The organism is Acinetobacter sp. TGL-Y2, assembly GCF_001612555.1.
Classification (GTDB): domain Bacteria; phylum Pseudomonadota; class Gammaproteobacteria; order Pseudomonadales; family Moraxellaceae; genus Acinetobacter.
In genome coordinates this window covers 2,480,249-2,503,853 of the sequence record NZ_CP015110.1, presented here as the reverse complement: position 1 = coordinate 2,503,853, position 23,605 = coordinate 2,480,249, and the positions used below count along the sequence as shown (strand labels likewise).

20 protein-coding genes and 1 tRNA gene are annotated in these 23,605 nt (G+C 40.8%); 10 read left to right on the top strand and 11 right to left on the bottom strand.

Features of this window, described 5'->3' with window-relative positions:
• Positions 1 to 81: 81 nt before the first annotated feature.
• The 4 genes from AMD27_RS11895 to gatC are packed head-to-tail and all read right to left on the bottom strand — an operon-like array spanning position 82 to position 5,026.
• Complete coding sequence (locus AMD27_RS11895; protein WP_067660818.1) at positions 82 to 1,647, bottom strand: FRG domain-containing protein; 1,566 nt, start codon at positions 1,645 to 1,647, stop codon at positions 82 to 84.
• Between the two features lie 58 nt (positions 1,648 to 1,705).
• The gene (gatB, locus tag AMD27_RS11890) at positions 1,706 to 3,184 is read right to left on the bottom strand and encodes an Asp-tRNA(Asn)/Glu-tRNA(Gln) amidotransferase subunit GatB (RefSeq protein WP_067660815.1); all 1,479 of its coding nucleotides are present in this window, start codon (positions 3,182 to 3,184) and stop codon (positions 1,706 to 1,708) included.
• Positions 3,184 to 4,662 carry an Asp-tRNA(Asn)/Glu-tRNA(Gln) amidotransferase subunit GatA gene (gene gatA / locus AMD27_RS11885; protein WP_067660812.1) on the bottom strand — a complete coding sequence of 493 codons (1,479 nt, stop codon included), beginning with the start codon at positions 4,660 to 4,662 and terminating at the stop codon, positions 3,184 to 3,186. Before gatA ends, gatB begins: the two co-directional genes overlap by 1 nt.
• Positions 4,663 to 4,711: 49 nt before the next feature.
• Positions 4,712 to 5,026: an Asp-tRNA(Asn)/Glu-tRNA(Gln) amidotransferase subunit GatC gene (gatC, locus tag AMD27_RS11880; protein WP_067660807.1), complete on the bottom strand. Its 315-nt coding sequence runs from the start codon at positions 5,024 to 5,026 to the stop codon at positions 4,712 to 4,714.
• Between the two features lie 134 nt (positions 5,027 to 5,160).
• Here gatC and AMD27_RS11875 point away from each other — a divergent pair, with 134 nt between their 5' ends.
• The 6 genes from AMD27_RS11875 (at position 5,161) to AMD27_RS18765 (ending at position 9,948) form a co-directional block, all read left to right on the top strand.
• Positions 5,161 to 6,201 carry a rod shape-determining protein gene (locus AMD27_RS11875; protein WP_067660804.1) on the top strand — a complete coding sequence of 347 codons (1,041 nt, stop codon included), beginning with the start codon at positions 5,161 to 5,163 and terminating at the stop codon, positions 6,199 to 6,201.
• Between the two features lie 29 nt (positions 6,202 to 6,230).
• Positions 6,231 to 7,088 carry a rod shape-determining protein MreC gene (mreC, locus tag AMD27_RS11870; protein ID WP_067660801.1) on the top strand — a complete coding sequence of 286 codons (858 nt, stop codon included), beginning with the start codon at positions 6,231 to 6,233 and terminating at the stop codon, positions 7,086 to 7,088.
• Positions 7,075 to 7,572: a rod shape-determining protein MreD gene (gene mreD, locus AMD27_RS11865; protein ID WP_067660798.1), complete on the top strand. Its 498-nt coding sequence runs from the start codon at positions 7,075 to 7,077 to the stop codon at positions 7,570 to 7,572. Before mreC ends, mreD begins: the two co-directional genes overlap by 14 nt.
• The gene (locus AMD27_RS11860; protein ID WP_067660795.1) at positions 7,560 to 8,120 is read left to right on the top strand and encodes a Maf family nucleotide pyrophosphatase; all 561 of its coding nucleotides are present in this window, start codon (positions 7,560 to 7,562) and stop codon (positions 8,118 to 8,120) included. The genes mreD and AMD27_RS11860 overlap by 13 nt, the downstream gene beginning before the upstream one ends.
• A gap of 61 nt (positions 8,121 to 8,181) precedes the next feature.
• Positions 8,182 to 9,636 carry a ribonuclease G gene (gene rng, locus AMD27_RS11855; protein ID WP_067660792.1) on the top strand — a complete coding sequence of 485 codons (1,455 nt, stop codon included), beginning with the start codon at positions 8,182 to 8,184 and terminating at the stop codon, positions 9,634 to 9,636.
• A gap of 138 nt (positions 9,637 to 9,774) precedes the next feature.
• Complete coding sequence (locus AMD27_RS18765) at positions 9,775 to 9,948, top strand: PA1571 family protein (RefSeq protein WP_171254805.1); 174 nt, start codon at positions 9,775 to 9,777, stop codon at positions 9,946 to 9,948.
• Between the two features lie 34 nt (positions 9,949 to 9,982).
• Here the strand turns inward: AMD27_RS18765 and AMD27_RS11850 are convergent, their stop codons facing one another.
• The gene (locus AMD27_RS11850; protein WP_067660790.1) at positions 9,983 to 11,449 is read right to left on the bottom strand and encodes a WS/DGAT/MGAT family O-acyltransferase; all 1,467 of its coding nucleotides are present in this window, start codon (positions 11,447 to 11,449) and stop codon (positions 9,983 to 9,985) included.
• Between the two features lie 155 nt (positions 11,450 to 11,604).
• On the bottom strand, positions 11,605 to 12,336 hold the full coding sequence (locus AMD27_RS11845; protein WP_067660787.1) for a phosphoadenylyl-sulfate reductase: 732 nt from the start codon (positions 12,334 to 12,336) through the stop codon (positions 11,605 to 11,607).
• 200 nt (positions 12,337 to 12,536) lie between these two features.
• Between AMD27_RS11845 and thrH the strand changes: the two genes are divergently transcribed.
• Entirely contained in the window at positions 12,537 to 13,154 is a 618-nt protein-coding gene (thrH, locus tag AMD27_RS11840) for a bifunctional phosphoserine phosphatase/homoserine phosphotransferase ThrH (RefSeq protein WP_067660782.1), read from the top strand.
• 67 nt (positions 13,155 to 13,221) lie between these two features.
• Here the strand turns inward: thrH and AMD27_RS11835 are convergent, their stop codons facing one another.
• The 5 genes from AMD27_RS11835 to AMD27_RS11815 all read right to left on the bottom strand — a co-directional run bounded on the left by AMD27_RS11835 (position 13,222) and on the right by AMD27_RS11815 (position 19,799).
• A complete protein-coding gene (locus AMD27_RS11835; protein ID WP_067660779.1) occupies positions 13,222 to 14,400 on the bottom strand; it encodes an OmpP1/FadL family transporter in 1,179 nt (392 codons plus the stop codon).
• Between the two features lie 324 nt (positions 14,401 to 14,724).
• Complete coding sequence (locus AMD27_RS11830) at positions 14,725 to 16,185, bottom strand: outer membrane protein transport protein (RefSeq protein ID WP_067660777.1); 1,461 nt, start codon at positions 16,183 to 16,185, stop codon at positions 14,725 to 14,727.
• A 366-nt stretch (positions 16,186 to 16,551) separates the two neighbouring features.
• Positions 16,552 to 18,030, bottom strand: coding sequence for an outer membrane protein transport protein (locus tag AMD27_RS11825; protein WP_067660774.1), 1,479 nt, complete (start codon positions 18,028 to 18,030; stop codon positions 16,552 to 16,554).
• Positions 18,031 to 18,266: 236 nt separating this feature from the next.
• Positions 18,267 to 18,339, bottom strand: a tRNA-Arg gene (locus AMD27_RS11820).
• Between the two features lie 80 nt (positions 18,340 to 18,419).
• A complete protein-coding gene (locus AMD27_RS11815) occupies positions 18,420 to 19,799 on the bottom strand; it encodes an amino acid permease (protein WP_067660770.1) in 1,380 nt (459 codons plus the stop codon).
• Positions 19,800 to 20,120: 321 nt separating this feature from the next.
• On the opposite strand from AMD27_RS11815, the gene prpF reads away from it, so the two are divergent.
• The 3 genes from prpF (at position 20,121) to AMD27_RS11800 (ending at position 23,579) form a co-directional block, all read left to right on the top strand.
• The gene (prpF, locus tag AMD27_RS11810; protein WP_067660767.1) at positions 20,121 to 21,308 is read left to right on the top strand and encodes a 2-methylaconitate cis-trans isomerase PrpF; all 1,188 of its coding nucleotides are present in this window, start codon (positions 20,121 to 20,123) and stop codon (positions 21,306 to 21,308) included.
• Positions 21,309 to 21,584: 276 nt separating this feature from the next.
• Complete coding sequence (locus AMD27_RS11805; protein WP_067660765.1) at positions 21,585 to 22,538, top strand: sensor domain-containing diguanylate cyclase; 954 nt, start codon at positions 21,585 to 21,587, stop codon at positions 22,536 to 22,538.
• A gap of 132 nt (positions 22,539 to 22,670) precedes the next feature.
• Complete coding sequence (locus AMD27_RS11800; protein WP_067660762.1) at positions 22,671 to 23,579, top strand: polyprenyl synthetase family protein; 909 nt, start codon at positions 22,671 to 22,673, stop codon at positions 23,577 to 23,579.
• Positions 23,580 to 23,605 lie beyond the last annotated feature (26 nt).

Below are 23,605 nucleotides of genomic sequence, written 5' to 3'. Positions count from 1 at the left end.
GTAATAAAGGCGTAGGGGGAAGGGAATGTGAATAAATCTAAAGTCATAAAATTTAGTCATTGCGATTTTTTGAAATTTATATTAACGATTTTCAATTTTACTCTTTAGATACTGGGACGTGTTGTCAATGTTAGGGTAGATAGTACGCTTATTAATATTAAGTAAATCAAGTTCTTTCAGAATATCTGCTTTATATTCTGGTTTTATTCTTATTCTGTTAATAATAAAGTTAGTATCACCATTTTCATTTATTTCAGCTTCTAAACCAAATAATAAAAATGATCCAGATTGAGCAATAATTCTCTCATGTATTTTTTTAGGTTTAACACAAATAACTTTTTTTAGATCAGAAGTATCAAAATTTTGTGAAAAATAGGGTTTTTCATGTTGAATACAGTGTAAATATTGAGTAGTGACAGGGTCTAAAGGATCTAATGTGGAACCTAACAACATTTGAAATTGTATATTATTTTTTTGATTAGTATTAAGTTTTACTAGGTTTGATAGGCAAGAAACAGTATCAGAATCAAAAAATTTTACTCTGTCATTGGATATACTCAGCATAATAACTTCAGAATCAGCTAATTTTTTTTCAAGATATTGGTTATGACCATTTATTTTTTGTGTTATATATTCATCTGTCATTGGTGTTTTAGTTGATGTAATTATGTCATGCTCTTTAATATTTTCACATGCAAAATATAAAGCCGTAAGAGGGTTACTAGTTACATCTAATAATCTAGTTGGCATACCATAATGTTGCATTCGAGTTAATACATCTATACTGGTAATATCTTTATCGAATGAATGTGGTTCGGCGGCAATTAACTCTCTATAAAGAAGATTTTCTGCTTCAAGATAAATTTTACCTTTTGTATTAAGCTCACGAAATAATGATGGTTGAAGTTTAAACTTTGCTGCATTTCCGTGGCCACGATAAAATGTTTCACCGTTGAAATTTTTTGGTAGTTTTGTTTCATTTATTAAAATAACTTGTTCGATAAATTCAGATACATTCTTAATGTATATGATATTGTTATCTTTTTCTTCTAAGATTTCATCTAGCCATTTTAGCTCATTAATTTTATGAATATTACTGACTTTTGGGGACTGTATGCTTTGAGGTTTAATTTCTTGTGTTGCAGGTTTGAATGCGAAAACAACTGATTCATTATCTGGAAATTTTTCTGATTGCTCCAAAATATTTTCACTAAATTTTATTTGGTGTAAATTGTAAAAAATATTTCCTGTTTTTATTGCCCAATGTGTTCTACCACTTTCCCAACCATTAAAATTTAAAGCCTTAAAAAGATCATTGTAATTAATTTCAGGATCACAATTTTGGAAATATACTTTTTCGGTTACTAATTCAATGTCTGCAATGATAAATTGACCTAAATTATCGTAAAATATTTTCTCTATTTGACCTAAAGCCACATAATCTTTGAAATCTTCAAAACAAATTACGCATGGTAATTTTTTGACTAACTGTAATTTTTCATTATTTATGATTTTAAATGCTGTTCTAATATCTTCATCAGAGTATTCAGTAAACCTACTGGAATGAAGTTTTATTTGTATTTTATTATGGGATTTGTAGGTTATGCTTCCTTCACTATAATTCTGAATAACATTAAAATAATTCATAAAAACCCCACATTTAGTGAGGTTTTTATAACATAAAATCAATTCATTGGCGAATTAATCAACCAATCAATTTCTTCATCAATTCATTTACTTGCGCAGGGTTGGCTTTACCCTTAGACGCTTTCATCACTTGACCTACAAGACCGTTGAACGCTTTCTCTTTACCAGATTTGTATTCTTCAACCATCTTTTCGTTAGCAGCAAGCACATCTTTAATAATCGCTTCAATCGCGCCTGTATCAGTTTCCTGCTTCAAGCCTTTTTCCGCAATAATTTCGTCCGCCGTTTTGCCTTCTTCCCACATAAAGCCAAATACTTGCTTCGCGATTTTACCACTGATGGTATTGTCCACAATACGCGCGATCATACCGCCAAGTTTCTCAGCAGACACAGGGGAGTCTTGTAGTTCTAGGCTCGCTTTATTCAAAGCGCCAGAAAACTCACCCATGACCCAGTTTGCAGCCACTTTACCTTGAGCTGCACCGCCCGCAGAAGTCACCACAACTTCATAGAAGTCCGCCATTTCACGCGAAAGGGTGAGGACGTGCGCATCATATTCAGTCACGCCAAAGTCCGCGATGAAACGTGCACGACGGGCTTTAGGCAACTCAGGTAACTGAGCACGTGCAAATTCAATTTGATCATCAGAGATGATCACAGGCAACAAATCAGGATCTGGGAAGTAGCGATAGTCGTTCGCTTCTTCCTTAGAACGCATTGAACGGGTTTCCATTTTCACTGGATCAAACAAACGCGTTTCTTGGTCGATTTTACCGCCATCTTCCAAAATATCCATTTGACGTTCAATTTCAACATTGATCGCTTGTTCAATGAAACGGAATGAGTTTAAGTTTTTAAGCTCACAACGGGTACCAAATTCATTGCCCGGACGACGAAGTGATACGTTGCAGTCACAGCGGAACGAACCTTCCGCCATGTTGCCGTCAGAAATACCCAACCAACGCACCAAGGTGTGAATCGATTTGATGTAAGCCACCGCTTCTTCAACCGAACGCATATCTGGTTCAGATACGATTTCAAGCAGTGGTGTACCTGCACGGTTTAAGTCAATACCTGACATACCTTCAAACTGATCATGGATTGATTTACCTGCATCTTCTTCTAAATGCGCACGTGTCACGCCAATGCGCTTCACTGTGCCATCTTCAAGTTGAATGTCGATATGACCCAAGCCCACGATGGGATTGTCCATCTGGCTGATCTGGTAGCCTTTAGGCGAGTCAGGATAGAAATAGTTTTTACGTGCAAATACGGACGCTTGGTCAATATACGCATCAATACCCAAACCAAAGCGAATCGCAAGATCAACCACTTCTTTGTTTAATACTGGCAATACACCCGGCATTGCTAAATCGACAAGGCTGGCTTGTGTATTTGGATCTTGACCAAACGTCGTTGAAGAACCAGAGAAGATTTTAGTGTTGGTGTTGAGCTGGGTGTGAATCTCGATCCCAATGACCACTTCCCAACCATCAATCAGCAACGACTTTTGCGCAGGTTTTTGAGTGTTTGACATTATGCATTCTCCTCAGCAATTGCAGCGCGTTTGGTGTGCCAATAGGTTGCTTGTTGATACTGATGTACTACAGACAACAATTGTGATTCAGACCAGTAGTTACCAATCAACTGTAAGCCCACAGGTAGGTTGTTTTGATCAAAACCAACAGGCGCATTAATTGCAGGTAGACCTGCCAAGTTCACCGCGATGGTATAAATGTCGCCCAAGTACATCTCTACAGGGCTTAAATCCGCACCAATTTTATAAGCTGTGGTTGGCGCAGAAGGCGCAGCAATCACATCTACAGACTCAAAAGCTTTTAAGAAATCTTGTTGAATGAGACGACGTACTTTTTGTGCTTTCACATAATAAGCATCGTAATATCCAGCAGATAGCGCATAGGTACCAATCAAGATACGACGCTGAACTTCTGCACCAAAACCTTCTGAACGTGAACGCTTATAAAGATCCATCAAATCCACTGGATTTTCACAGCGATAGCCATAACGCACACCGTCAAAACGTTGCAAGTTCGACGATGCTTCAGCAGGTGCGATCAAATAATAGGTCGGCACATAGGCATCAGTCATGTTGAGGTCAATCTCAACCAAGATTGCGCCCATCTCTTCTAGTTTTTTCAGAGATTCTTCAACGCGCGCTTTAACCTCAGCATCTAAACCTTCAACATTAAAATACTGCTTTGGAATACCGATGCGTAAACCTTTGACCGATGTGCCGTTGAGGTTGGCAACGTAATCGTCCGCTTCTTTTTCAATTGAAGTCGAATCTTTTTCGTCATGCCCTGCAATCACATTCATCAGGTAAGCACAGTCTTCTGCAGAGCGTGCAATCGGGCCACCCTGATCAAGAGACGATGCATAGGCAATCATACCGAAACGAGACACACGACCATAGGTCGGTTTAAGACCAGTCAAACCACAAAAAGATGCAGGTTGACGAATTGAGCCACCCGTATCTGTACCGGTTGCAATCGGTGCAAGATCAGCCGCGACAGCCGCAGCAGCCCCCCCAGAAGAACCCCCAGGGACATGACCCAAATTCCATGGGTTTGCGGTTGCACCGTAATATGAGTTTTCAGAGGTTGAGCCCATGGCAAATTCGTCCATGTTGACTTTACCCAAGGTCACAATGCCCGCAGCTTTGGCTTTTGCCACCACCGTTGCATCATAAGGTGAGATAAAGTTATCCAACATTTTTGAACCGGCAGAGGTTTTAATGCCTTGGGTACAGAAAATATCTTTATGTGCCAGTGGAATGCCGGTCATGAGACCTGCCATACCTGACTTAAGTAAGCCATCTGCCGCAGTTGCTTCTGCAAGTGCCAACTCAGCGGTCACCGTCACATAAGATTTAACCTGTGGGTCAATTTTGGCGATACGGTTTAAATAATGTTGCGTCAATTCGTGAGAAGAAAACTGTGTAGTTTTTAAACCTTCAGCCATTTCACGAATCGATAAGCGATGTAAATCAGTCATAAGTTCAATTCTTTACGTTCAATGTTTAAATAGGTTTGCTGACTTGAAATTATTCAATCACGCGAGGCACAAGGTACAAGCCATCTTGGGTTGCAGGTGCAACAGCTTGGTACTGCTCACGGTGATTTTCTTCAGAAACCGAGTCTGCACGTAAGGGCTGCGGATGATCAAATGGGCTCTTTAATGGCTCAACACCATCGGTATTGATGCCTTTTAAGCTGTCCATCATTCCTAAAATTTTATTTAAACTCTGAGCATATTCAGCAGATTGAGTGTCATCCAAAGACAAGCGAGCCAAATGAGCAATGCTTGAAACGGTTTGTGCATTTAAATCTGCAGAATGCTGAGCATCTGAAGCTGACATGATGTCTCACCTAATCCGTATAAAAAAATATTCAAAATAACATGCGTTATAATAAGCGATTGACTTGTTCAAAGCATCACATTTAGTTAAAGTTGCCATCTTACGTCTATATAACGTTTAATCGAGAACGACCCGTGATTCTAAAACGACTAATTGGCTTGTTTTCGCCAGATCTTGCCATAGATTTAGGCACAGCTAATACACTAATTTATGCGCCAGGACGGGGCATTATATTAAACGAGCCGACAGTTGTGGCCATCCGTCATAGTGGTTCACAAAAAATTGTTGCTGCTGTAGGTTTAGACGCTAAGCGTATGCTTGGGCGTACACCTGCAAACATTTCTGCGATTCGCCCAATGAAAGATGGCGTGATTGCAGACTTTGAAGTGACCGAAACCATGTTAAACCAATTTATTGGCAAAGTGCATGAAAAGCGTCTGTTTCCACCTGCGCCGCGTGTGGTCGTGTGCGTGCCCTGTAAGTCAACGCTGGTTGAACGCCGTGCCATTCGTGAAGCGGTATTTAACGCTGGTGCACGTGATGTCCGTCTGATTGAAGAGCCTATGGCGGCTGCAATTGGTGCGGGCATGCCTGTTGAACAAGCCTGTGGTTCAATGGTGGTGGATATTGGTGGTGGTACCACTGAAATTGCCATTATCTCCTTACAAGGCTGTGTCTATTCAGACTCGCTACGTATTGGTGGCGATGTATTTGATGAGCAAATTATTCATTATGTACGTAAAGCCCACGGTTGTATGATTGGTGAAACCACTGCCGAAACCATTAAAAAAGAAGTCGGCATGGCAATCTCAGACGGCACAACTTTAGAAATTGAAGTACGTGGTCGTAACTTGGCAGAAGGTGTGCCTCGTGCCATTACCGTGACTTCTGATGAAATTACGCAAGCGATTTCAGAGCCATTACGTAGCATTGTGGCTGCGGTGAAATCTGCACTTGAACAAACACCGCCTGAATTGTCATCTGATATTGCAGAGCGCGGTATTGTGTTGACCGGTGGTGGAGCATTACTTCGTAATATTGACAAACTGCTTTCACAAGAAACAGGTTTGCCTGTGGTGGTTGCAGAAGATCCACTGTCTTGTGTCACCCGTGGTGGTGGTAAAGTGCTCGAGTTTTTCGACAACCCGAACCATGACATGTTGTTTGTAGGATAATTTCTGTAGGTTAAGTTAAGGAATAGGCGGTGCAACCGAATCTTTTTTCAAGGCAACCGCCATCTTTTCGCTCTTTCATCATTGCAGTTATAAGCTGTGTGGTCGTGCTGATGTTCAACTGGCGCATGCCACAAGTGGTTCAACCTGCAAGAGATGTCTTGTATGCGGCTTATAATCCGATATATGCCCTTGCAAGCTATCCGGTTTTATCGAAAGAATGGCTCAGTCAACAAACCAAATCTGAAGCTCAGCTGCGCCGTGAAAATACCGCGATGCAGGCCGAATTGCTTCAGGCTCAAGTGCGTCTGCAAAAACTCTCAGAACTTTCTGCCGAAAATACCCGTTTAAGAGGTCTACTCGATACGCCGTTAATCATTGATGGACGTATGGAAATTTCAGAAGTGATTGGAACCGATGCAGATCCACTGCGTCATATTATTATTATCAACCGCGGTGCAACCAATCAACTGAAAGTCGGTCAAACGGTACTCGACGACAAAGGTATTATGGGGCAAATCATCAATGTCTATCCGCATAGTAGCCGGGTGATGTTGTTGTCTGACAAAGAACATTCGCTGTCTGTTCGTTTAGAAAACTCAGGTATGCGCGCCATTGTCAGTGGGACAGGGGATTTGGGACATTTAAAAATGGAATATGTCCCGACCAGTTCAAATATTAAAGTCGGTGACAAAGTCTATAGCTCAGGTTTAGGGCAGCATTTTCCTGCGGGATATTTAGTGGGAACTGTGGTCAAAGTGAAACGTGAAAATGCAGGCGAGTTTGCCCAAATTGATGTGAAACCTGCTGCTCAATTGGCTGGTGGTCATCACGTTGTGGTTTTATTTTCAGACTCTCTGGCTATGGAGCAACCCAATGCTCAGCGCTAAAAAATTATCTTCAGATCAGCAAGGTAAAGACCCATTATTTATTATGGTCATCTCAGTGGTGATCTGTTCAGTGTTGGTGGTTTATCCCTTGTCGTACGACGTGGCAGGCTGGCGCCCGCTCATTATGCTGATGGTGACGCTGTTTTGGGTACTGTGTCAGCCCACCTGGTGCGGCGTATGGTTTGCTTTTAGCATTGGACTGTTCACCGATTTGTTATTAGATGCTCCACTGGGTCTAAATGCCTTAAGTTATGTGTTACTGACCTTTTCGATTCGTTATTTCGTTCGTGAAAGACGGGTCATGACCTTTAGCAATACTTGGATTATTGTGGGCTTAGCGCTGCTTGCGCATTTATTATTTATCTTGTTTGCTCAAGTGGTGTCAGGCATGCAGTTTTCAATTACACGACATTGGTTACCGCTGCTCAGTAGTATGATGCTCTGGCCCGTTTTGTATTATTGTTTAAGAAAATGGCGAATTTAATCCTCGCATCGAGTTCGGCTCGACGAAAAGAATTATTAGAACAAGTCGGGCTGAGTTTTGACATTTTTAGTCCAGATGTTGATGAATCCGTGAGGGCAGATGAATCGATTGACGCTTATGTTAAACGGTTAGCAGAAGCCAAAGCACAAGCCGTGTTGACTCAATGTCCAAACGCCACGGTCATTGCAGCGGACACCAGTTTAAGCTTAGATGGGCAGATCATTGGAAAACCCGAATCTAAGCAGCATGCCTTTGAAATTTGGACGGCACTGTCAGGTCGTCAGCATCATGTATTCAGTGGCGTGTGTGTGGCAAACGCAAAACAAGTCAAAAGTCGCGTGGTCACAACCGTTGTATATTTGCAACATTTAAGTCATGCAGATATGGAAAAGTATTGGGCAACAGGCGAGCCAGTGGGTAAGGCAGGTGGCTACGCCATTCAGGGATATGCTGCGCAATTTATTCCTGCTATAACAGGAAGTTATAGTAATGTGGTGGGATTACCCTTATATGAAACGCTACAACTTTTGGCAGAATTTCAGAACTGAGGTTAAGGCACAAAATTAACCCATTCAAAAAACAATTTTTATAATGTATTGAGTGTTATTTATGTCTGACGAACTGTTAATAAACGTCACACCGATGGAATGTCGTGTGGCCTTGGTTGAAAATGGGACGGTCAATGAATTATTCGTTGAGCGTTTAGCCAAGCGTGGTCTGGTCGGCAATATTTACAAAGCCAAAGTGGTTCGCGTTTTACCAGGTATGCAAGCAGCATTTGTCGATATTGGCCTATCGCGTACCGCTTTTTTACATATTAACGATATGATTTGGCCGCGTAATCAACCAACCCCGAATGTCTTTGAGCTGTTACAACCGGGACAGATTCTCACCGTTCAAGTCATGAAAGATATGCTCGGAACCAAAGGTGCACGTCTCTCGACTGATCTTTCCATTCCATCGCGCTATTTGGTGTTGATGCCTTATGGTCATCATACGGGTGTGTCACAGCGGATTGAATCTGAAGCAGAGCGAGATCGCTTACGCTCGATTATTGAACGCAATCAAGCAGAGCATAAGCTACCGGGTTCAGTGATTGTACGTACGGCAGCTGATGGCATTGAAGAAGAAGCCATTGCTCAAGATATGGCGTATTTAGCCAAGCTTTGGGAATTTATTCAGCGTAAACAAAAAAGCATGATCGTGCCCTCACTGGTTTTTGAAGAACTACCTTTGCCGCAACGTGTGATCCGTGATCTTGCGAACCATGAAACCGCTAAAATTCAAGTCGATTCACGTGAAGTCTATGCCAAACTGCAAGAGTTCGTAGAAGAGTTTGTCCCGATGATGAGCACTCGCTTGCATCATTATCCAGGTGAATGTCCCATTTTTGATCTATACAATGTCGAAACGGATATTCAAAAAGCGCTTCAGACACGCGTAGCGCTGAAGTCTGGTGGCTACCTGATGATTGATCAGACTGAAGCCATGACCACCATAGATGTCAATACAGGCTCATATGTGGGTGGACGCACGCTTGAGGACACGGTCTTTAAAACCAATATGGAAGCGACTCAAGTCATTGTACGCCAACTTAGACTACGTAATTTGGGTGGCATTATCATTATTGACTTTATTGATATGCAAGAAGCATCACATCGTGATGAAGTGTTACAGCAATTTGAAAAAGTGCTCGAAAAGGATCACGCCAAGACTAAAATCACCCAAGTCTCCGAGCTGGGTTTGGTAGAGATGACCCGGAAACGTACACGTGAGTCTTTGGAACATCTGCTGTGTGAGGCTTGTCCCACTTGTCAAGGACGAGGTTATGTCAAATCCCCCGAGACAGTGTGTTACGAAATATTTCGAGAAATTTTAAGATATTCACGAGACTTCCAATCTCAGACTGGCTTTACTGTTGTGGCACATCCTGCGGTAGTTGACCGACTTTTAACAGTAGAAGCAGCAGCCGTCTCGGATCTAGAGCATTTTGTGAAACGCATCATAAAGTTTCAAGTCGAAAATTTATACACGCAAGAGCAATACGATATCATTCTGAATTAAAATTGTAACAGGATATCGTTAAACAGTTGTTACATCTGAAATTTTACATTCCTGCTTGATTTTACAATACTAACCACATGCAATAAATCAGTAGCCAAAGACGATTTCAAGCTCAGTCTTAGCAAAGTGAGGTCAAGTATGAATGTTAGTGAACAAACCATGAATCGTGGAATAAAAAACGTTGTAGAAAGCCAGAAAAAAAATGCATGTGTGATGCTCAATGATCAAGGTCAAGAAGTGCATATCACAAAAGCAATGGTGGTTTCAGCATGTCAGCAGTTGCTGCGCCAATGTCGTAGCATTAAAAATTAAGGGGCAATATTCAGCCCCTTAATTGATTTTCCTGTTAAGCAGGTTTCTTGATTTTATCTTCTTCTGCTTCATCATCAATGATCAACGCCAATTCAATCGATGCTCCAGCATCTTTAGCAGGCTGGGTATTTGAACGTTGTTCCTGCATTTTTTCATGCATTAAGCTTTCAAAACGTTGGATTTCATCCTCTAAATGCGTCAGTAAAGTTTGCATTTTCGGTAACGCATTACGACATCCCAATAAACCCACTTCAAGCTTATCCAAATAACTGGTCATGGTAATATTCAGGGCTTGTCCATCGAGCACAATCGATGCAGGGTAAAGTGCTTCTAAGCGTGCACCATTCCAATACAACGGTTCACTGGGTCCAGGTACATTCGAAATTACAATATTAAAGGCCTGTCGCTTTGGCATAATACCTGACAAGATATTCAACCCTGCTGCACCATAGACAAATGCACTGTAATTCAAAATCTGATTCGGCGTCATCCGACGAAAGCGCTGTTTGGCGTTTTTGACGCTGCGAATAATAATATCTAAACGTTCAAGTGGCGATGCTTTGTGTGTGCCCAAATTGGCTAAAATCATGGTGATGCGATTACTCATATCCGATTGATCATCACGGACAGAAGCAGGAACCATCGCAATTAAAGGCTTCTTTGGTAAAGCATTTTGAGAAATCAAATACTCTCTTAAAGCACCTGAACACACTGCTAAAATCACATCATTGATGGTCACATCGAGTGCTTTGGAAATCTGTCTAAATCTACTGAATTCAAAGGATTGGGCTGCAAAACGGCGTGATGAACTTACCCGCTGATTGAGTAGGCTCGATGGTGCTTGGAAGCTTGACACATAGTCTGGGTTTTTACCCATTTCTTTAAAGACAGTTTGAAACAGCTCTTGGGTAACACGCGGCGTTGCTGCCACTTGATCTTTAATGGTATTTAATATGTTCTTAATTTTGCTGACTTTAGGTTCGGTCATACGTTTATGGCGGTTACCTTCAACACACCATAGCGGCACAATACTTTTGGTATTTGGATCTTTTGACAGTGATTTTTCAACCAAACGCATGCCTGCTACGCCATCCACCATTGCATGATGGATCTTGAAGTACATCGCAAAACGATTGCCTTCAATCCCTTCAATAATATGACAGCTCCACAGCGGTTTTGCTCGATCAATCAAGGTGCTATGTTCTTGCGAGATATAGACCAGCAACTCACGAATACGACCCGGGTGAGGCAGCGCGATATGACGGAAATGATGGTCAATATCAAACTCTTCATCTTCATCCCAAAATAAACCGTTTAAACGGTTATTAAAGGGGGGGATGGGTATCGTCTTTGATTCGCGAATGTCTGCAACCAAATCTTGAATAAAGGTGCTCGGTGCATTATTAGGGATTTGAAATAAAAATAATCCGCCCACATGCATGGGTTGTTGGCGCTTTTCTAATGATAGAAAAATATAATCGATAGGGTGTAATGGGCGCATAGTTGGGGTTTGCCTCACTGCAAAAGCTCTAAAATCTTTTTAGAATTATAAGTCCATTCAAAGAGTATAGACCTTTTTAATTCAAAATTGCCAAGCATTTTGTCGAATACAAGGTACAAAAAAGCCACTTCAAATCAGTGGCTTTTTTTGAATGGCTATTTGAGATTACCTGCATGTAGTCCACATTCTTTGTGTGTGGCTTCCTCCCACCACCAACGACCTTCACGTTCATGCTGATTGGGTAAAACTGGACGGGTACATGGTTCGCAACCAATCGAAATAAAACCTGCTTCATGGAGTGGATTGAAAGGCACCTCCATCATGCGAATATAACTCCACACGTCACTACTCGACCAGTTTGCAAGCGGATTGTATTTGATGAGCTGTTTACCTGCACCTGAAAAGCCGACATCCGCTTGAACCACAGGAATATCATCTCGTGTACTTGGGCTTTGGTCTTTACGCTGACCTGTAATCCAACCATCCAAAGTCGCCAGCTTTTTTCGTAAGGGTTGTACCTTACGAATACCACAACATTCTTTATGATCATCTTGATAAAAGCTAAACAAACCTTTTTCATTGACCAGTTTTTCTACGGATTCACTCTCTGGGAAGCAAATTTCAATCTGAATATGATAATGTTTCCGCACCGCTTCAATAAATTGATAGGTCTGCGCATGCAGGCGACCGGTATCTAGGCTAAATACACGAAAAGGTTTGCCTAGATGTGAGGCCATGTCAATCAACACAACATCTTCCGCACCTGAAAATGAAATGGCAATTTCACCAGGTTGGTTGAATGCCAGTGCTAAAATTTCACTGGGTGATTTATCTGCATATTCGGATGCAAGCGCATCAACAAGATCAATGCTTGGAATTATAGTCATGGGTGTCCTGGCGATAGGCTGGGAAACAGCTTCAGCCTATATTAAATGAAATCAAAGACATTTTAATAGAAATGAAATAAGTGACTTATCACTAAAAAATAAATACTTATGAAAAAAATAGATTTAAAAAACAGCAGTGAAAAGTATAGATCTTGAGCTATGATAACAAAAAAATTTGATAATCAACTGAGGGCGTGTTTATGGAAATCGTATGTCTTGATCTAGAAGGAGTTTTGGTTCCTGAAATTTGGATTAATTTTGCAAAAAAAACAGGAATTAAAGAACTTGAAGCCACCACGCGTGATATTCCAGACTACGATGTTTTAATGACTCAGCGCCTAAGTATACTTAAACAGCATGGTTTGGGTTTAAATGATATCCAAGCGGTCATTGCCGACATGGGGCCTTTCCCTGGTGCTCAAGAATTTGTAGAGTGGGTCAGTACACATTTTCAATTGATCATTTTATCTGATACGTTTTATGAGTTTGCACACCCATTAATGAAGCAATTGGGTTGGCCAACCATTTTTTGTCATAAACTCGAAACGGATGAAAATGGTGTCATTACTGCGTATAAACTGCGCCAACCTGATCAAAAGCGTGAAGCGGTCAAAGCCCTCCATGGTTTGAATTTCCGCGTGATTGCAGCAGGGGATTCGTATAACGATACCACCATGTTGGGTGAAGCCGATGCGGGCTTTTTGTTTGATGCACCAGATAATGTAATCGCAGAATTCCCACAGTTCCCAGCCATTCATGGTTATGCGGCTTTAAAAGAAGTGATTCGTCAGGCTTCAGTACGAGATATTCCTGCTTAATTCGAATGGGTTTTAGCACAGCATAAAAAAGGCGCTTAGAGCGCCTTTTTTATGCTGAAACGAGAGCTTAGAATTTGTAGCCCATTTTCAAGCCATAACCCATAGCAGTGTTATCTTCAAATTCAGCCTTTGGCGCACCACCTGTTTGCGCTGTTGCATCTCCAAGCCAGAAGTATTTCACACCGGCTTGAATAAATGTTTGTTCAGTTGGACTATATTGACCGCCCAACCCTACACTCCAATAGCCTTCAGTTGGACCCAATGTTGTGACGGGGTTACCTGCACCTGAATCATAGCCAATCGTTGTTGTACCTGACCATTTTGGATTGAATTTATGTCCAATGCCTACAGTCGCGGAGTATTGGTCTTTTGAATAATCGATTAAATTTTGATTAATAAGAGGGTGTGATAACAGGGATGGACTCACGACAAAGTTGTCCCAATGCACCCAACGAATATTGGCGAAAGCTAGGGTATTTGTAGCAATACCACTTTGTAAATCTATATTGACAGATTGGGGGGTAATCGCATTTACAGGACTGTTTACTTCACGTAGATCGATCGGCAAAGCATTTCCTACATATCCTGTGGGAATGTAAAGATTTGAGCTTTCTTCTGCAAATGCTTTGTGTTTAATTTCAGAGCGATACGTCACAGAAGCTTTTAATGCAATCTCAGGAATTTGATAGGCGAAACCAGCAATCCAACCATAGGCCTCTTCTTGATCAACATTAATATGATAGCCACTTAGCGTTGCACCAATGGGTTTACTATAAGCTTTTCCTTTTAACGAAATATCAGCTTCAACCGTTTGCCATACAGGTCCTGCATAAATATTCCAATTTTCTGTCGGCTGGTAACCGATTAAAGCGGTTAAGTTATTGGTGCGAACTTTAACTTGAGTGCCTTCATTTGCCGTGGCAAAGTTTGATCCATCCACTTGATAGCTTGCATCTGCACCAAAGGGTTGATCATAGATGAGACCTAAAGAAATCTTATCGGTTGCTTGAACTTTAATGGCTGCTGAAGGGAAGTAGTAGTCATCTCCCATATCGCCAACAGGGTTACCATCGTAATCTTGACCTTTCACGGTTGGATCTAAAACTGAAATACCTGCTTCAGCATAATTTCCTGGTTGTAAAAAAGCAGAGATAGATTGACCTGAACGATCAAGTCCAGCAGCAAAAACTACAGATGATGGCAGAGTGGTGAGCAAAATTGCAGTACGAATCACATTGAATGTCATGAATTTTTCGTCCTTGAGGCCAAAATACGGCTAAAAAAGTGAATGAAAAATAACATAATAAAAAAAAGAGTAAATACTCAGTCTGATTTAAAATTGATCGAGAAAGAAGAATAAAGAGTATTGCTAGAGTATTTATACTAATTATATGGTTGTATATTAATGATTTTTAAAGTAAAAAATAAACGAAGAGAAAAGTAATTTATATTTATATTGGATGAAATGAATGGTTGATTTAGCAACACTCAGTATTTTGTAATCAATTTTAGTCATTTAGAGGATAAAAAAGGCCATTACGAGCAATGACCTTTTTTAAAATCGCGATAATTAGAATTTATAACCCATTTTTAGACCATATGCCCAAGCATCGTTGTCTTCAAAGCTTGCAACATATTGGTTGCCACCTGCTTGAGCACCCGTTTGTGCATCAGCATCGCCGAGCATGAAGTATTTCACACCACCTGCAATGAATGTCGCCGGTGTCGGGCTGTATTGTAAACCTAATCCAACATTCCAGAAGCCTTCAGTAGGTCCTAGTGTTGATATAGGATTACCTGCACCTGAGTCATAGCCAACAGATACATTGCCTGCCCATAAGTCGTTAAACTTACGACCTACACCAACGGTTGCTGAAATTTGGTCGTCAGAATATTCAACCAAGTTAAACCCGTTTGGACGACCTACGAGGTTACCAATCGCTTCAGAGACTTTGCCAAACTGATAAGGTTGGATAGAAAAATTCGACCAGTCTACCCAGCGTACGTTTGCAAATGCAACAGTGTTCGCCATGATTCCAGTTTGAAAATCTAAATTCACTGACTGTGGCGTCGTGATTTTAGTTTTTCCAGGTTGTGTAAGGGACTGTAATTGAGCAGGAGTCACACCAATGCCACCAAGAACAGCCGTCAGTCCAGGAAAGTTCATCACTGAAAGCGATTCAGTTGCATCTACATCATGGTCGATTTCTGAACGATAAGTTGCTGAAACTTTTAAAGCAATATCTGGGATTTGAAAGGCTGCACCTGCTAACCAGCCTGTACCACCCGTTTCTTCAATACCTGCATCATAACCGTTAAATAAGCTATAAGCTTGACCACGGAGGCTGACGTGACCTTTGACGGTTTGATAAACACCACCACCATAGATGTTAAAGTTTTCTGTTGGTTGATAACCAAAGATGAGAGATAAATTTTGAGTATCTACTTCAACATTGGTGTTGCCTTCACCTAAATATGTATTGGCTGCAGCTAAGCCTGCTTGTAATCCTTGGACTGCAGGTGATGCAACGATTGCTTGACTAATTTTTGATATCGCATCTGCCTGACTAAGACCGCTTCCTATAAGTCCTGCAAGCTGTTGCTTGCCAAGATCTGTGGCCAAATGGTCTTGAATTCTTTTTTGGACAAGATTATTTACACTAGATGCGGGTAAAACTGTGTCAGTCCCTGGATTAGAAACAAATACATTGTCTCCAGAGTATGCGGCACTTGCCCCAAAAGGTTGGTCATACAGCAGACCAAATGAAACTTTGTCATGAATTTGTAATTTTAGTGCGGCTGAAGGGAAATAATAATCATCAGCCATATCACTAATTGGACGTTTAGTTACACTGTTACCAGATTCCACACCTTCTACAGTAGGATCGAGGATTGAAATACCCGCTTCAAAATAATTATCAGGTTGTAAGAAAGCCGAGATCGATTGGCCTGAGCGGTCAAGCGCAGCGGCAAATGCACCTGCAGTTGGTAGTGACAATAGAACTGCTGTTGTTAATGTCTTTAACTTCATTTGAATCTTTCCCTAACATTCTAAACGATTTGATTTTTTAGTTTTTTAAACGTTGTAGAAGTACGTAGATACAAAACTAAAATCTAACTTTACTCCTGTACACAAAATAACACATTAAAAATAAGAGTAAATACTCTAGGAAATATAAAAATTTATTTAGAAGATGTAGTGTGAGGTTTTATTAAAACTCACTATTTGATAATGCTATTATTTTTGTTTGATTTTCGTATGATAGAAACATTATCTATTATTGATTTTTCTTAAGGCTGAATAAAATCAGTTGCGTGAATAGTGTTCAATTAGTGTTTTTTTGACCGATCAGGTCAAAAAAAGAGCACATGAAGTGCTCTTCCGATTTTTGGGATTTTAGAATTTATAACCCATTTTTAGACCGAACGCTAAAGCATCATTGTCTTCAAAGTCTGCAAGGTAATTTTCTGTACCAAATTGAGATGAGATCTGAGCCTTGGCATCACCAAGCATAAAGTATTTAACCCCACCTGCGATGAATGTTGCAGGTGTCGGGCTGAACTGTGCACCTAGACCCACATTCCAATAGCCTTCAGTTGGACCCAGAGAGCTGACCAGTTCGCCTGCACCAGAATCCCAACCTAACGCAAAAGTACCTGACCATTTTTCAGAAAATTTACGACCTACACCGATAGTAGCTGAAATTTGATCATCTGAATATTCAATGATATTAAATCCGTTGGGTTGACCGACTAAAGGCCCAACTAATTCAGATACTGCTCCAAATTTTTCTGGACGAATTTTAAAATCTTCCCAATTGACCCAGCGGACGTTTGCAAAAGCTACTGTATTTGCCATGACCCCAGTTTGAAAATCTAAATTCACGGATTGAGGTGTCTTAAGTGAGGTTTTGGTACTTCCTTGTGCTAAAACTTGCGCAGCACCTGAAACATCTAAGCCTGCATTCGCCAAAAGAGGGAGGGCTGCTTGTGTGGTCAATGTTTCATTGGTGGTCACATCATGGTCAATCTCTGAGCGGTAGGTCGCAGAGATTTTAAGTGCGATTTCTGGAATTTGAAATGCAGCACCTGCAAGCCAACCTACACCCCCTGTTTCATCGAAAGTGGCATCGTAACCGTTAAATACGCTGGCTGCCGCACCACGTAAATTTAAAGACCCTTTAACAGTTTGATAAACACCACCACCATAAATATTAAAATTCTCAGTGGGTTGGAAACCAAAAATCATGGAAAGGTTTTGAGTATTTACATCGACTTTAGTGCCGCCTTGACCCAGCATTTTTTTAGTGCTGTTTAGAGCAGTATCCACTTGCGCTGCGACACCTGCATCAACCACATCTTTCGCGTTTCCAACACCGGGTATGGGTGCATTCGCTGCATACCAGCCTTGAGCTGTTGCGAGTGGTACGCCTGCAAGTGTTGCAAGCTGTTGAATACCTGCAGGTGTATTACGAGCAATTGCAGCTTGCCTTAAACCTGCCATTTGGGCAGCAGGTAAGATCGTATCGAAGCCCGGATTTGAGACAAGAACATTATTTCCCGTATATTCAGCGGCAGCACCAAAAGGTTGATCGTAAAGCAAACCAAAAGAGAGCTTATCTGTCATTTGGAGTTTAATTACGGCACTTGGAAAATAATAATCATCTGCCATGTCTTCAAACTTGCCACTCCCATAATTCGCTGTAGCAGTACCCGACACAGATGGATCTAAAATAGAAATTCCCGCTTCAAAGTAATTGTTAGGTTGTAGGAATGCACTGACTGATTGTCCTGAACGATCCATTGCAGCGGCATAGACACCAGAGATAGGTAAAAGTGCAAGTAATACAGACGAGCTGATGGCTTTTAATTTCATGTTATCTATCCTTAGATAATAAAATATTATATTTTTTGAGCTATTTTTGTACTTGTAACAAAGAGTAAGGAAATAATCATTTTTTAGTTTTTGGTTATTTTTCACCCTTCATTCAACATAGCATAAACTTAAGCAGATGCAACAAAAAAATGTTGACTCAAATGACAAATTAAATGAGAAAAATGGTCAATAAAAGTATGATTGTGTGATTGATTTTTCAAAAAAAAGAAGGGGTATGCGCTCTGAGGGACTCGAACCCACGCCGGTCGCTTAGGAGGCAACTGCTCTATCCAGTTAAGCTAAGAGCGCAAGGCGAGGGCTAATTTACTCTAATTCGAGTTAAAAAAAAAGTTATTGTCGGAACAATAACTTTTTTTAAGTGTCACTGACTAGTTTTTGTCTACATCTATGTCACTCAAATCTTTAGGATTGAGGAAGTTGAAAAGAATCAGCATCCCTGTAATCCATATCGGAATCATGAGCACTGACTCTTTAAATCCTTGAGTCCACATGATGAACAGGACCAATGCAATAAAGATCAAAACAATATAATTACTGATTGGAGCCCAAAGCGCAGGGTAAGATGTTTTAAAATTCAAAATACGTTTTGCACGTCTGAATTGTAAATGGGTCATGGTAATCATTGCCCAATTGAGGACTAAAGCACCCACCACAATGTACATCAAATGACCAAGTGCATCTTCCGGTACGAAATAGTTTAAAAGGACACAACCAAAAATTAACAATGCTGAAAGTAATACAGCAGGGATAGGCACACCTTGCTTATTGGTTTTAGTGAATACTTTAGGGGCATTGCCTTGTTGTGCTAGGCTATACAACATACGGCTATTGGCGTACATTCCACTGTTATATACTGACAAGGCCGCAGTTAAAATAATAAAGTTAACTAAACCCGCTGCCCATTCGATACCAATCAAGCTGAACACTTTAACAAATGGGCTTGTTTCCAAACTACCACCTGTAAACTGATCCCATGGAACGAGGGATAATAAAATGATAATTGAACCAATATAGAAGATCAGAATACGAGGAATAATTTGGTTAATTGCTTTCGGAATGGTCTTTTCAGGGTTTTCCGCTTCAGCCGCCGCCATACCGATCAGTTCAATACCACCAAAGGCAAACATGAGGAAGGCAAGCATAAAGAACAGCCCTTCAAAGCCATTCGGGAAGAAGCCACCATGGGTCCATAAATTACTAAATGATGCAGTAGAGTTCACATCTGCTGTCACGAGTAAATAGATACCAAATAAAATCATTGCAACAATGGCGGTCACTTTTATGATTGAAAGCCAAAACTCTGACTCACCATAAAAACGAATATTACCAAGATTAATCAAGGTAATCAGTACAAAGAACACCAGCACTGAAGCCCATGCCGGAATGAACGGCCACCAGTAGTTGATGTATTTTGCTACCGCTGTAAGTTCAGCCATCGCGACTAGAATATAGAGAATCCAATAGTTCCAACCTGTTAAAAAACCAGGAAATTTACCCCAGTATTTATATGCAAAATGGCTGAAAGAACCCGCTACTGGCTCATGTACAATCATTTCACCCAGTTGACGCATAATGAGAAATGCGATTAGACCACCAATGGCATAACCTAAAATAATAGAAGGGCCGGCAGATTGAATAACATGCGCAGAGCCTAAGAATAAGCCTGTCCCAATTGCACCACCCATGGCAATCAATTGAATATGACGATTCTTTAAGCCACGCTTGAGTTCGGAGGAATTGGTCGTCAAGTTACTCTTCCCTAGAATGGTTTAATTTTGTTAATTGTAATGTAAAGATTTTTTTAATCCTAGTAAATCTACGACTTGTGCGATCGAAGGACTGTATTGAAGATCTTTTTTTTTATAAAAATATTATTTAACAAACATTTAACTTTATAAAACCACGCATTTATTTTTTGTTTTGCTGATCAAGCCGCAAAAATCATTTTTATACTTAAGTCATCTGGTCAATGTATTGAATGCGAGGCACTATAAAATACGGCCTGATAACAAGCTTGAATTGAACAAAAAGCTTGAATTGAATAACAACGTGTAAGGATAGACAGAATAATGAGCTTTGCAGCACAAATCAAAATCCCGGCAACTTATATGCGCGGTGGTACCAGTAAAGGTGTTTTTTTTAAATTAGATGATTTACCAGAACGTGCACAAGTGGCTGGTGAAGCTAGAGATCGTTTGTTGCTGCGTGTGATTGGGAGTCCAGACCCTTATGCAAAGCAAATTGATGGGATGGGCGGTGCAAGCTCAAGCACGAGTAAAACCGTGATTTTAGCCAAAAGTACACAAGCCAACCATGATGTCGATTATCTCTTTGGACAGGTGTCTATCGATAAAGCATTTGTAGATTGGAGTGGTAACTGTGGGAATTTGACCGCAGCAGTTGGCTCTTTTGCCATTTCAAATGGTTTGGTCGCAGCAGATCGAATTCCAGAGCAGGGCATCTGTACGGTACATATTTGGCAAGCCAATATTAAAAAAACCATTATTGCACATGTTCCCATCACCGATGGTCAAGTTCAGGAAACGGGTGATTTTGAACTTGATGGGGTGACCTTTCCAGCGGCTGAAGTGCAAATTGAATTTTTAGATCCTGCCGATGATGGTGAAGACGGTGCTTCAATGTTTCCAACAGGAAATGTCGTGGACTCACTGGATGTGCCTGAGATTGGGACATTTCAAGCGACTTTAATCAATGCGGGTATTCCGACCATTTTTTTAAATGCAGCTGATATTGGCTATACGGGCACTGAACTGCAAGAGGACATCAATAGTGATGTAGCAGCACTGGCTAAATTTGAAAAAATCCGTGCGTATGGTGCAGTCAAAATGGGGATTATTCAGCATGTAGATGACGCGATTTCTCGTCAGCACACACCCAAAGTAGCATTTGTTGCCGCACCTAAATCTTATGTTTCCTCAAGTGGTAAAGCTGTTGATGCCTCTGAGATTGATTTATTGGTACGTGCGCTTTCTATGGGTAAACTGCATCATGCCATGATGGGTACGGCTGCGGTGGCTATTGGGACTGCAGCGGCTATTCCAGGAACGCTGGTGAACCGTGCAGCAGGAGGAGTAGAACGTGAAGCGGTACGCTTCGGTCATCCTTCAGGCACCTTACGAGTTGGCGCACAAGCAAACTTTGAACATGAGCAGTGGGTGGTTAAAAAAGCCATCATGAGTCGCAGCGCTCGTGTATTGATGGAAGGCTGGGTGCGTGTTCCCGCAGATAGTTTTTAAAGATTTATTGAGCTGAATCGAATGCCTCTTAAAATATAGAGGCATTTTAGGTTTTAATGGCTTAAATGTAATGAGAAAAGTGGATAGTCATGTGATTTTTGAGCATGTTGATACGGCATGAAGCGCCTTTTTTTTGTACATTTAAGCATGTTATATTCACAATATGAGTTATAGGTCAAGATGAAAGATCGGGATATTCAATGCGGCTCATAATGATGCCCTAATTGAGATCACTACATAACTATAGATAACTATAATGAAGAGAATGAGGTGTGTATGGAGTCATCAGAACAACATGAATCATCCTCTAAATTAGAGCGGTTTTTAGACATTTTAAAAAATACCGAGAAGCTGGATTTGGTTTCCGCGATTTCAAAATTTCCTGTACCGATCGCCATTTTTTCAGATAGTGCAATTTTTCTTGCTGTCAATCAATGCTTTGCTGATATTTATGAAAGTGATGCGATGTATTTGTTGGGTAAAAAATTCAATGAATTATCCACCGTGGTATATGCCCATTTCACTGCTGCCACTGCACATTTTAATCAAGATCCGTATTTAGATGATATTGAAAATGAATTTTATTCTAAAGGGCATTTTTATATCGTCTATTTTAGGGCACTAAGAACTTACGACAAGCAAATTAGCTCGATTATTGTAGTATGTGCCGACATTACTCGTTTAAAAAGACGGGAACGCGTGCTGATTCAAAACAATAAAAAACTGCACGATCAATTGTATATTGACCAAATTACCGGGTTAAAAAGTAAATTGGCTTTAGAGCAATTTATTGCTGAAAAATGTGTGGGGAGCATGCGTGACCAATATTCATTTATTAAAATTGATTTGGATGATTTTAAGAAATTTAATCAAATGAACAGCTATACCTATGGGGACGAAATTCTGTGCAAAATTGGTCGTTTCTTCAATGAAGAAATTTTAAACGATGTCGCAGAAATCTATCGAATGAATTCTGCCAGTTTTGTGGTGGTGGTCGAAGACTCCACGCCTTGGAAAGTGCTGACTTTGGCAGAGCGCTTACGTCAAAAAATGGTTAAATCGCATATCGCTTTCCAAGCGCAGCAAGATGAAATGCTCACGGCGAGCTTTGGCATTATTCACCCTACTGTGAGTGATCAATTTGCTGAACTTGATATTATGGAACAGCTCAATGTTGCGATCAAACAAGCTAAATTTCAAGGTAAGAACTCTATTTTTGTTTTGGAATAATGGCTTTATGCAATAAATCTTTTCAATCTGTTCAAGTCAGCTGCTAAGTGAACCAATGAATGATGTCGAATAGCGAAGGCTTCAGGTAGAATTGATCCTAGTCGATGCAAAACTTAAGATTTAGAGGCAAACGTGACATTAGCAGCAGATGTGAACACTGAAATTTTAAAAAACGCTCAGCAACAGATTCAACAAGATTTAAGCACCGCCTTAGCTGCTTTTTCGCTCCCTGAACCGTTAAAAAGTGCAGTACATCATACGGTGATGTTGGGTGGAAAACGTGTGCGTCCAGCTTTATGTTATGCCACAGCTGAGCTCAAGCCGAATCATCCGAATTTTGCTGCCGTGCGCCGTGCTGCAGTTGCCGTTGAATTGATTCATTGCTATTCACTCGCGCATGATGATTTGCCTTGCATGGACAATGATCTTTTGCGCCGTGGGCAACCGACCTGTCATGTGAAATATGGTGAAGACACTGCATTGCTGGCGGGTGATATCTTGCAGTCTATGGCTTTTGAGGTTTTAGGAAGCCGACTCTTCGATACACAGCAGAGTGTCGATGCTGGTATTGTACTGCGCCAAATGCAAATTTTAGCCACCTCAAGCTCGAAAATGGTCTGTGGTCAGGTATTGGACTTACAAGCTGAAGGCAAGTCGATTGATCAGACTCAACTGGAAAGTATTCACCGTAATAAAACGGGGGCATTGATCCAAGCTGCGATCATGATGTCAGCGGTGACTATTTTTGAAGGGAGAGATCCTGCCATTCCACAATTACGCCAATATGGTCAAGCGATTGGTTTAGCCTTTCAGGTGCAAGATGATATTTTGGATGTGGTGTCAGATACGCAAACTTTAGGCAAAACAGCAGGTAAAGATGAGCAAGTGGAGAAGTCGACATACCCTGCGCTGATGGGGCTAGACAATGCTAAGAGCTATGCGCAGCAGCTACACGATCAAGCATTTGCAGCGCTTGAATATTTTGAAAATGCACACGAGCTTCATCAAATTTCTCAGTTTTTATTGGCACGTAAAAGTTAAGCCAACAAATTAAAAAAAGGAGGACA

What these genes read in the sequence shown, in the direction of transcription:
- AMD27_RS11835 (WP_067660779.1), bottom strand. Translation starts at nt 14,400, where the DNA reads ATGACATTCAATGTGATTCGTACTGCAATTTTGCTCACCACTCTGCCA.
- AMD27_RS11895 (WP_067660818.1), bottom strand. Translation starts at nt 1,647, where the DNA reads ATGAATTATTTTAATGTTATTCAGAATTATAGTGAAGGAAGCATAACC.
- prpF (WP_067660767.1), top strand. Translation starts at nt 20,121, where the DNA reads ATGAGCTTTGCAGCACAAATCAAAATCCCGGCAACTTATATGCGCGGT.
- gatA (WP_067660812.1), bottom strand. Translation starts at nt 4,662, where the DNA reads ATGACTGATTTACATCGCTTATCGATTCGTGAAATGGCTGAAGGTTTA.
- AMD27_RS18765 (WP_171254805.1), top strand. Translation starts at nt 9,775, where the DNA reads ATGAATGTTAGTGAACAAACCATGAATCGTGGAATAAAAAACGTTGTA.
- AMD27_RS11850 (WP_067660790.1), bottom strand. Translation starts at nt 11,449, where the DNA reads ATGCGCCCATTACACCCTATCGATTATATTTTTCTATCATTAGAAAAG.
- AMD27_RS11860 (WP_067660795.1), top strand. Translation starts at nt 7,560, where the DNA reads ATGGCGAATTTAATCCTCGCATCGAGTTCGGCTCGACGAAAAGAATTA.
- AMD27_RS11825 (WP_067660774.1), bottom strand. Translation starts at nt 18,030, where the DNA reads ATGAAATTAAAAGCCATCAGCTCGTCTGTATTACTTGCACTTTTACCT.
- AMD27_RS11805 (WP_067660765.1), top strand. Translation starts at nt 21,585, where the DNA reads ATGGAGTCATCAGAACAACATGAATCATCCTCTAAATTAGAGCGGTTT.
- AMD27_RS11830 (WP_067660777.1), bottom strand. Translation starts at nt 16,185, where the DNA reads ATGAAGTTAAAGACATTAACAACAGCAGTTCTATTGTCACTACCAACT.
- gatB (WP_067660815.1), bottom strand. Translation starts at nt 3,184, where the DNA reads ATGTCAAACACTCAAAAACCTGCGCAAAAGTCGTTGCTGATTGATGGT.
- mreD (WP_067660798.1), top strand. Translation starts at nt 7,075, where the DNA reads ATGCTCAGCGCTAAAAAATTATCTTCAGATCAGCAAGGTAAAGACCCA.
- AMD27_RS11845 (WP_067660787.1), bottom strand. Translation starts at nt 12,336, where the DNA reads ATGACTATAATTCCAAGCATTGATCTTGTTGATGCGCTTGCATCCGAA.
- gatC (WP_067660807.1), bottom strand. Translation starts at nt 5,026, where the DNA reads ATGTCAGCTTCAGATGCTCAGCATTCTGCAGATTTAAATGCACAAACC.
- rng (WP_067660792.1), top strand. Translation starts at nt 8,182, where the DNA reads ATGTCTGACGAACTGTTAATAAACGTCACACCGATGGAATGTCGTGTG.
- thrH (WP_067660782.1), top strand. Translation starts at nt 12,537, where the DNA reads ATGGAAATCGTATGTCTTGATCTAGAAGGAGTTTTGGTTCCTGAAATT.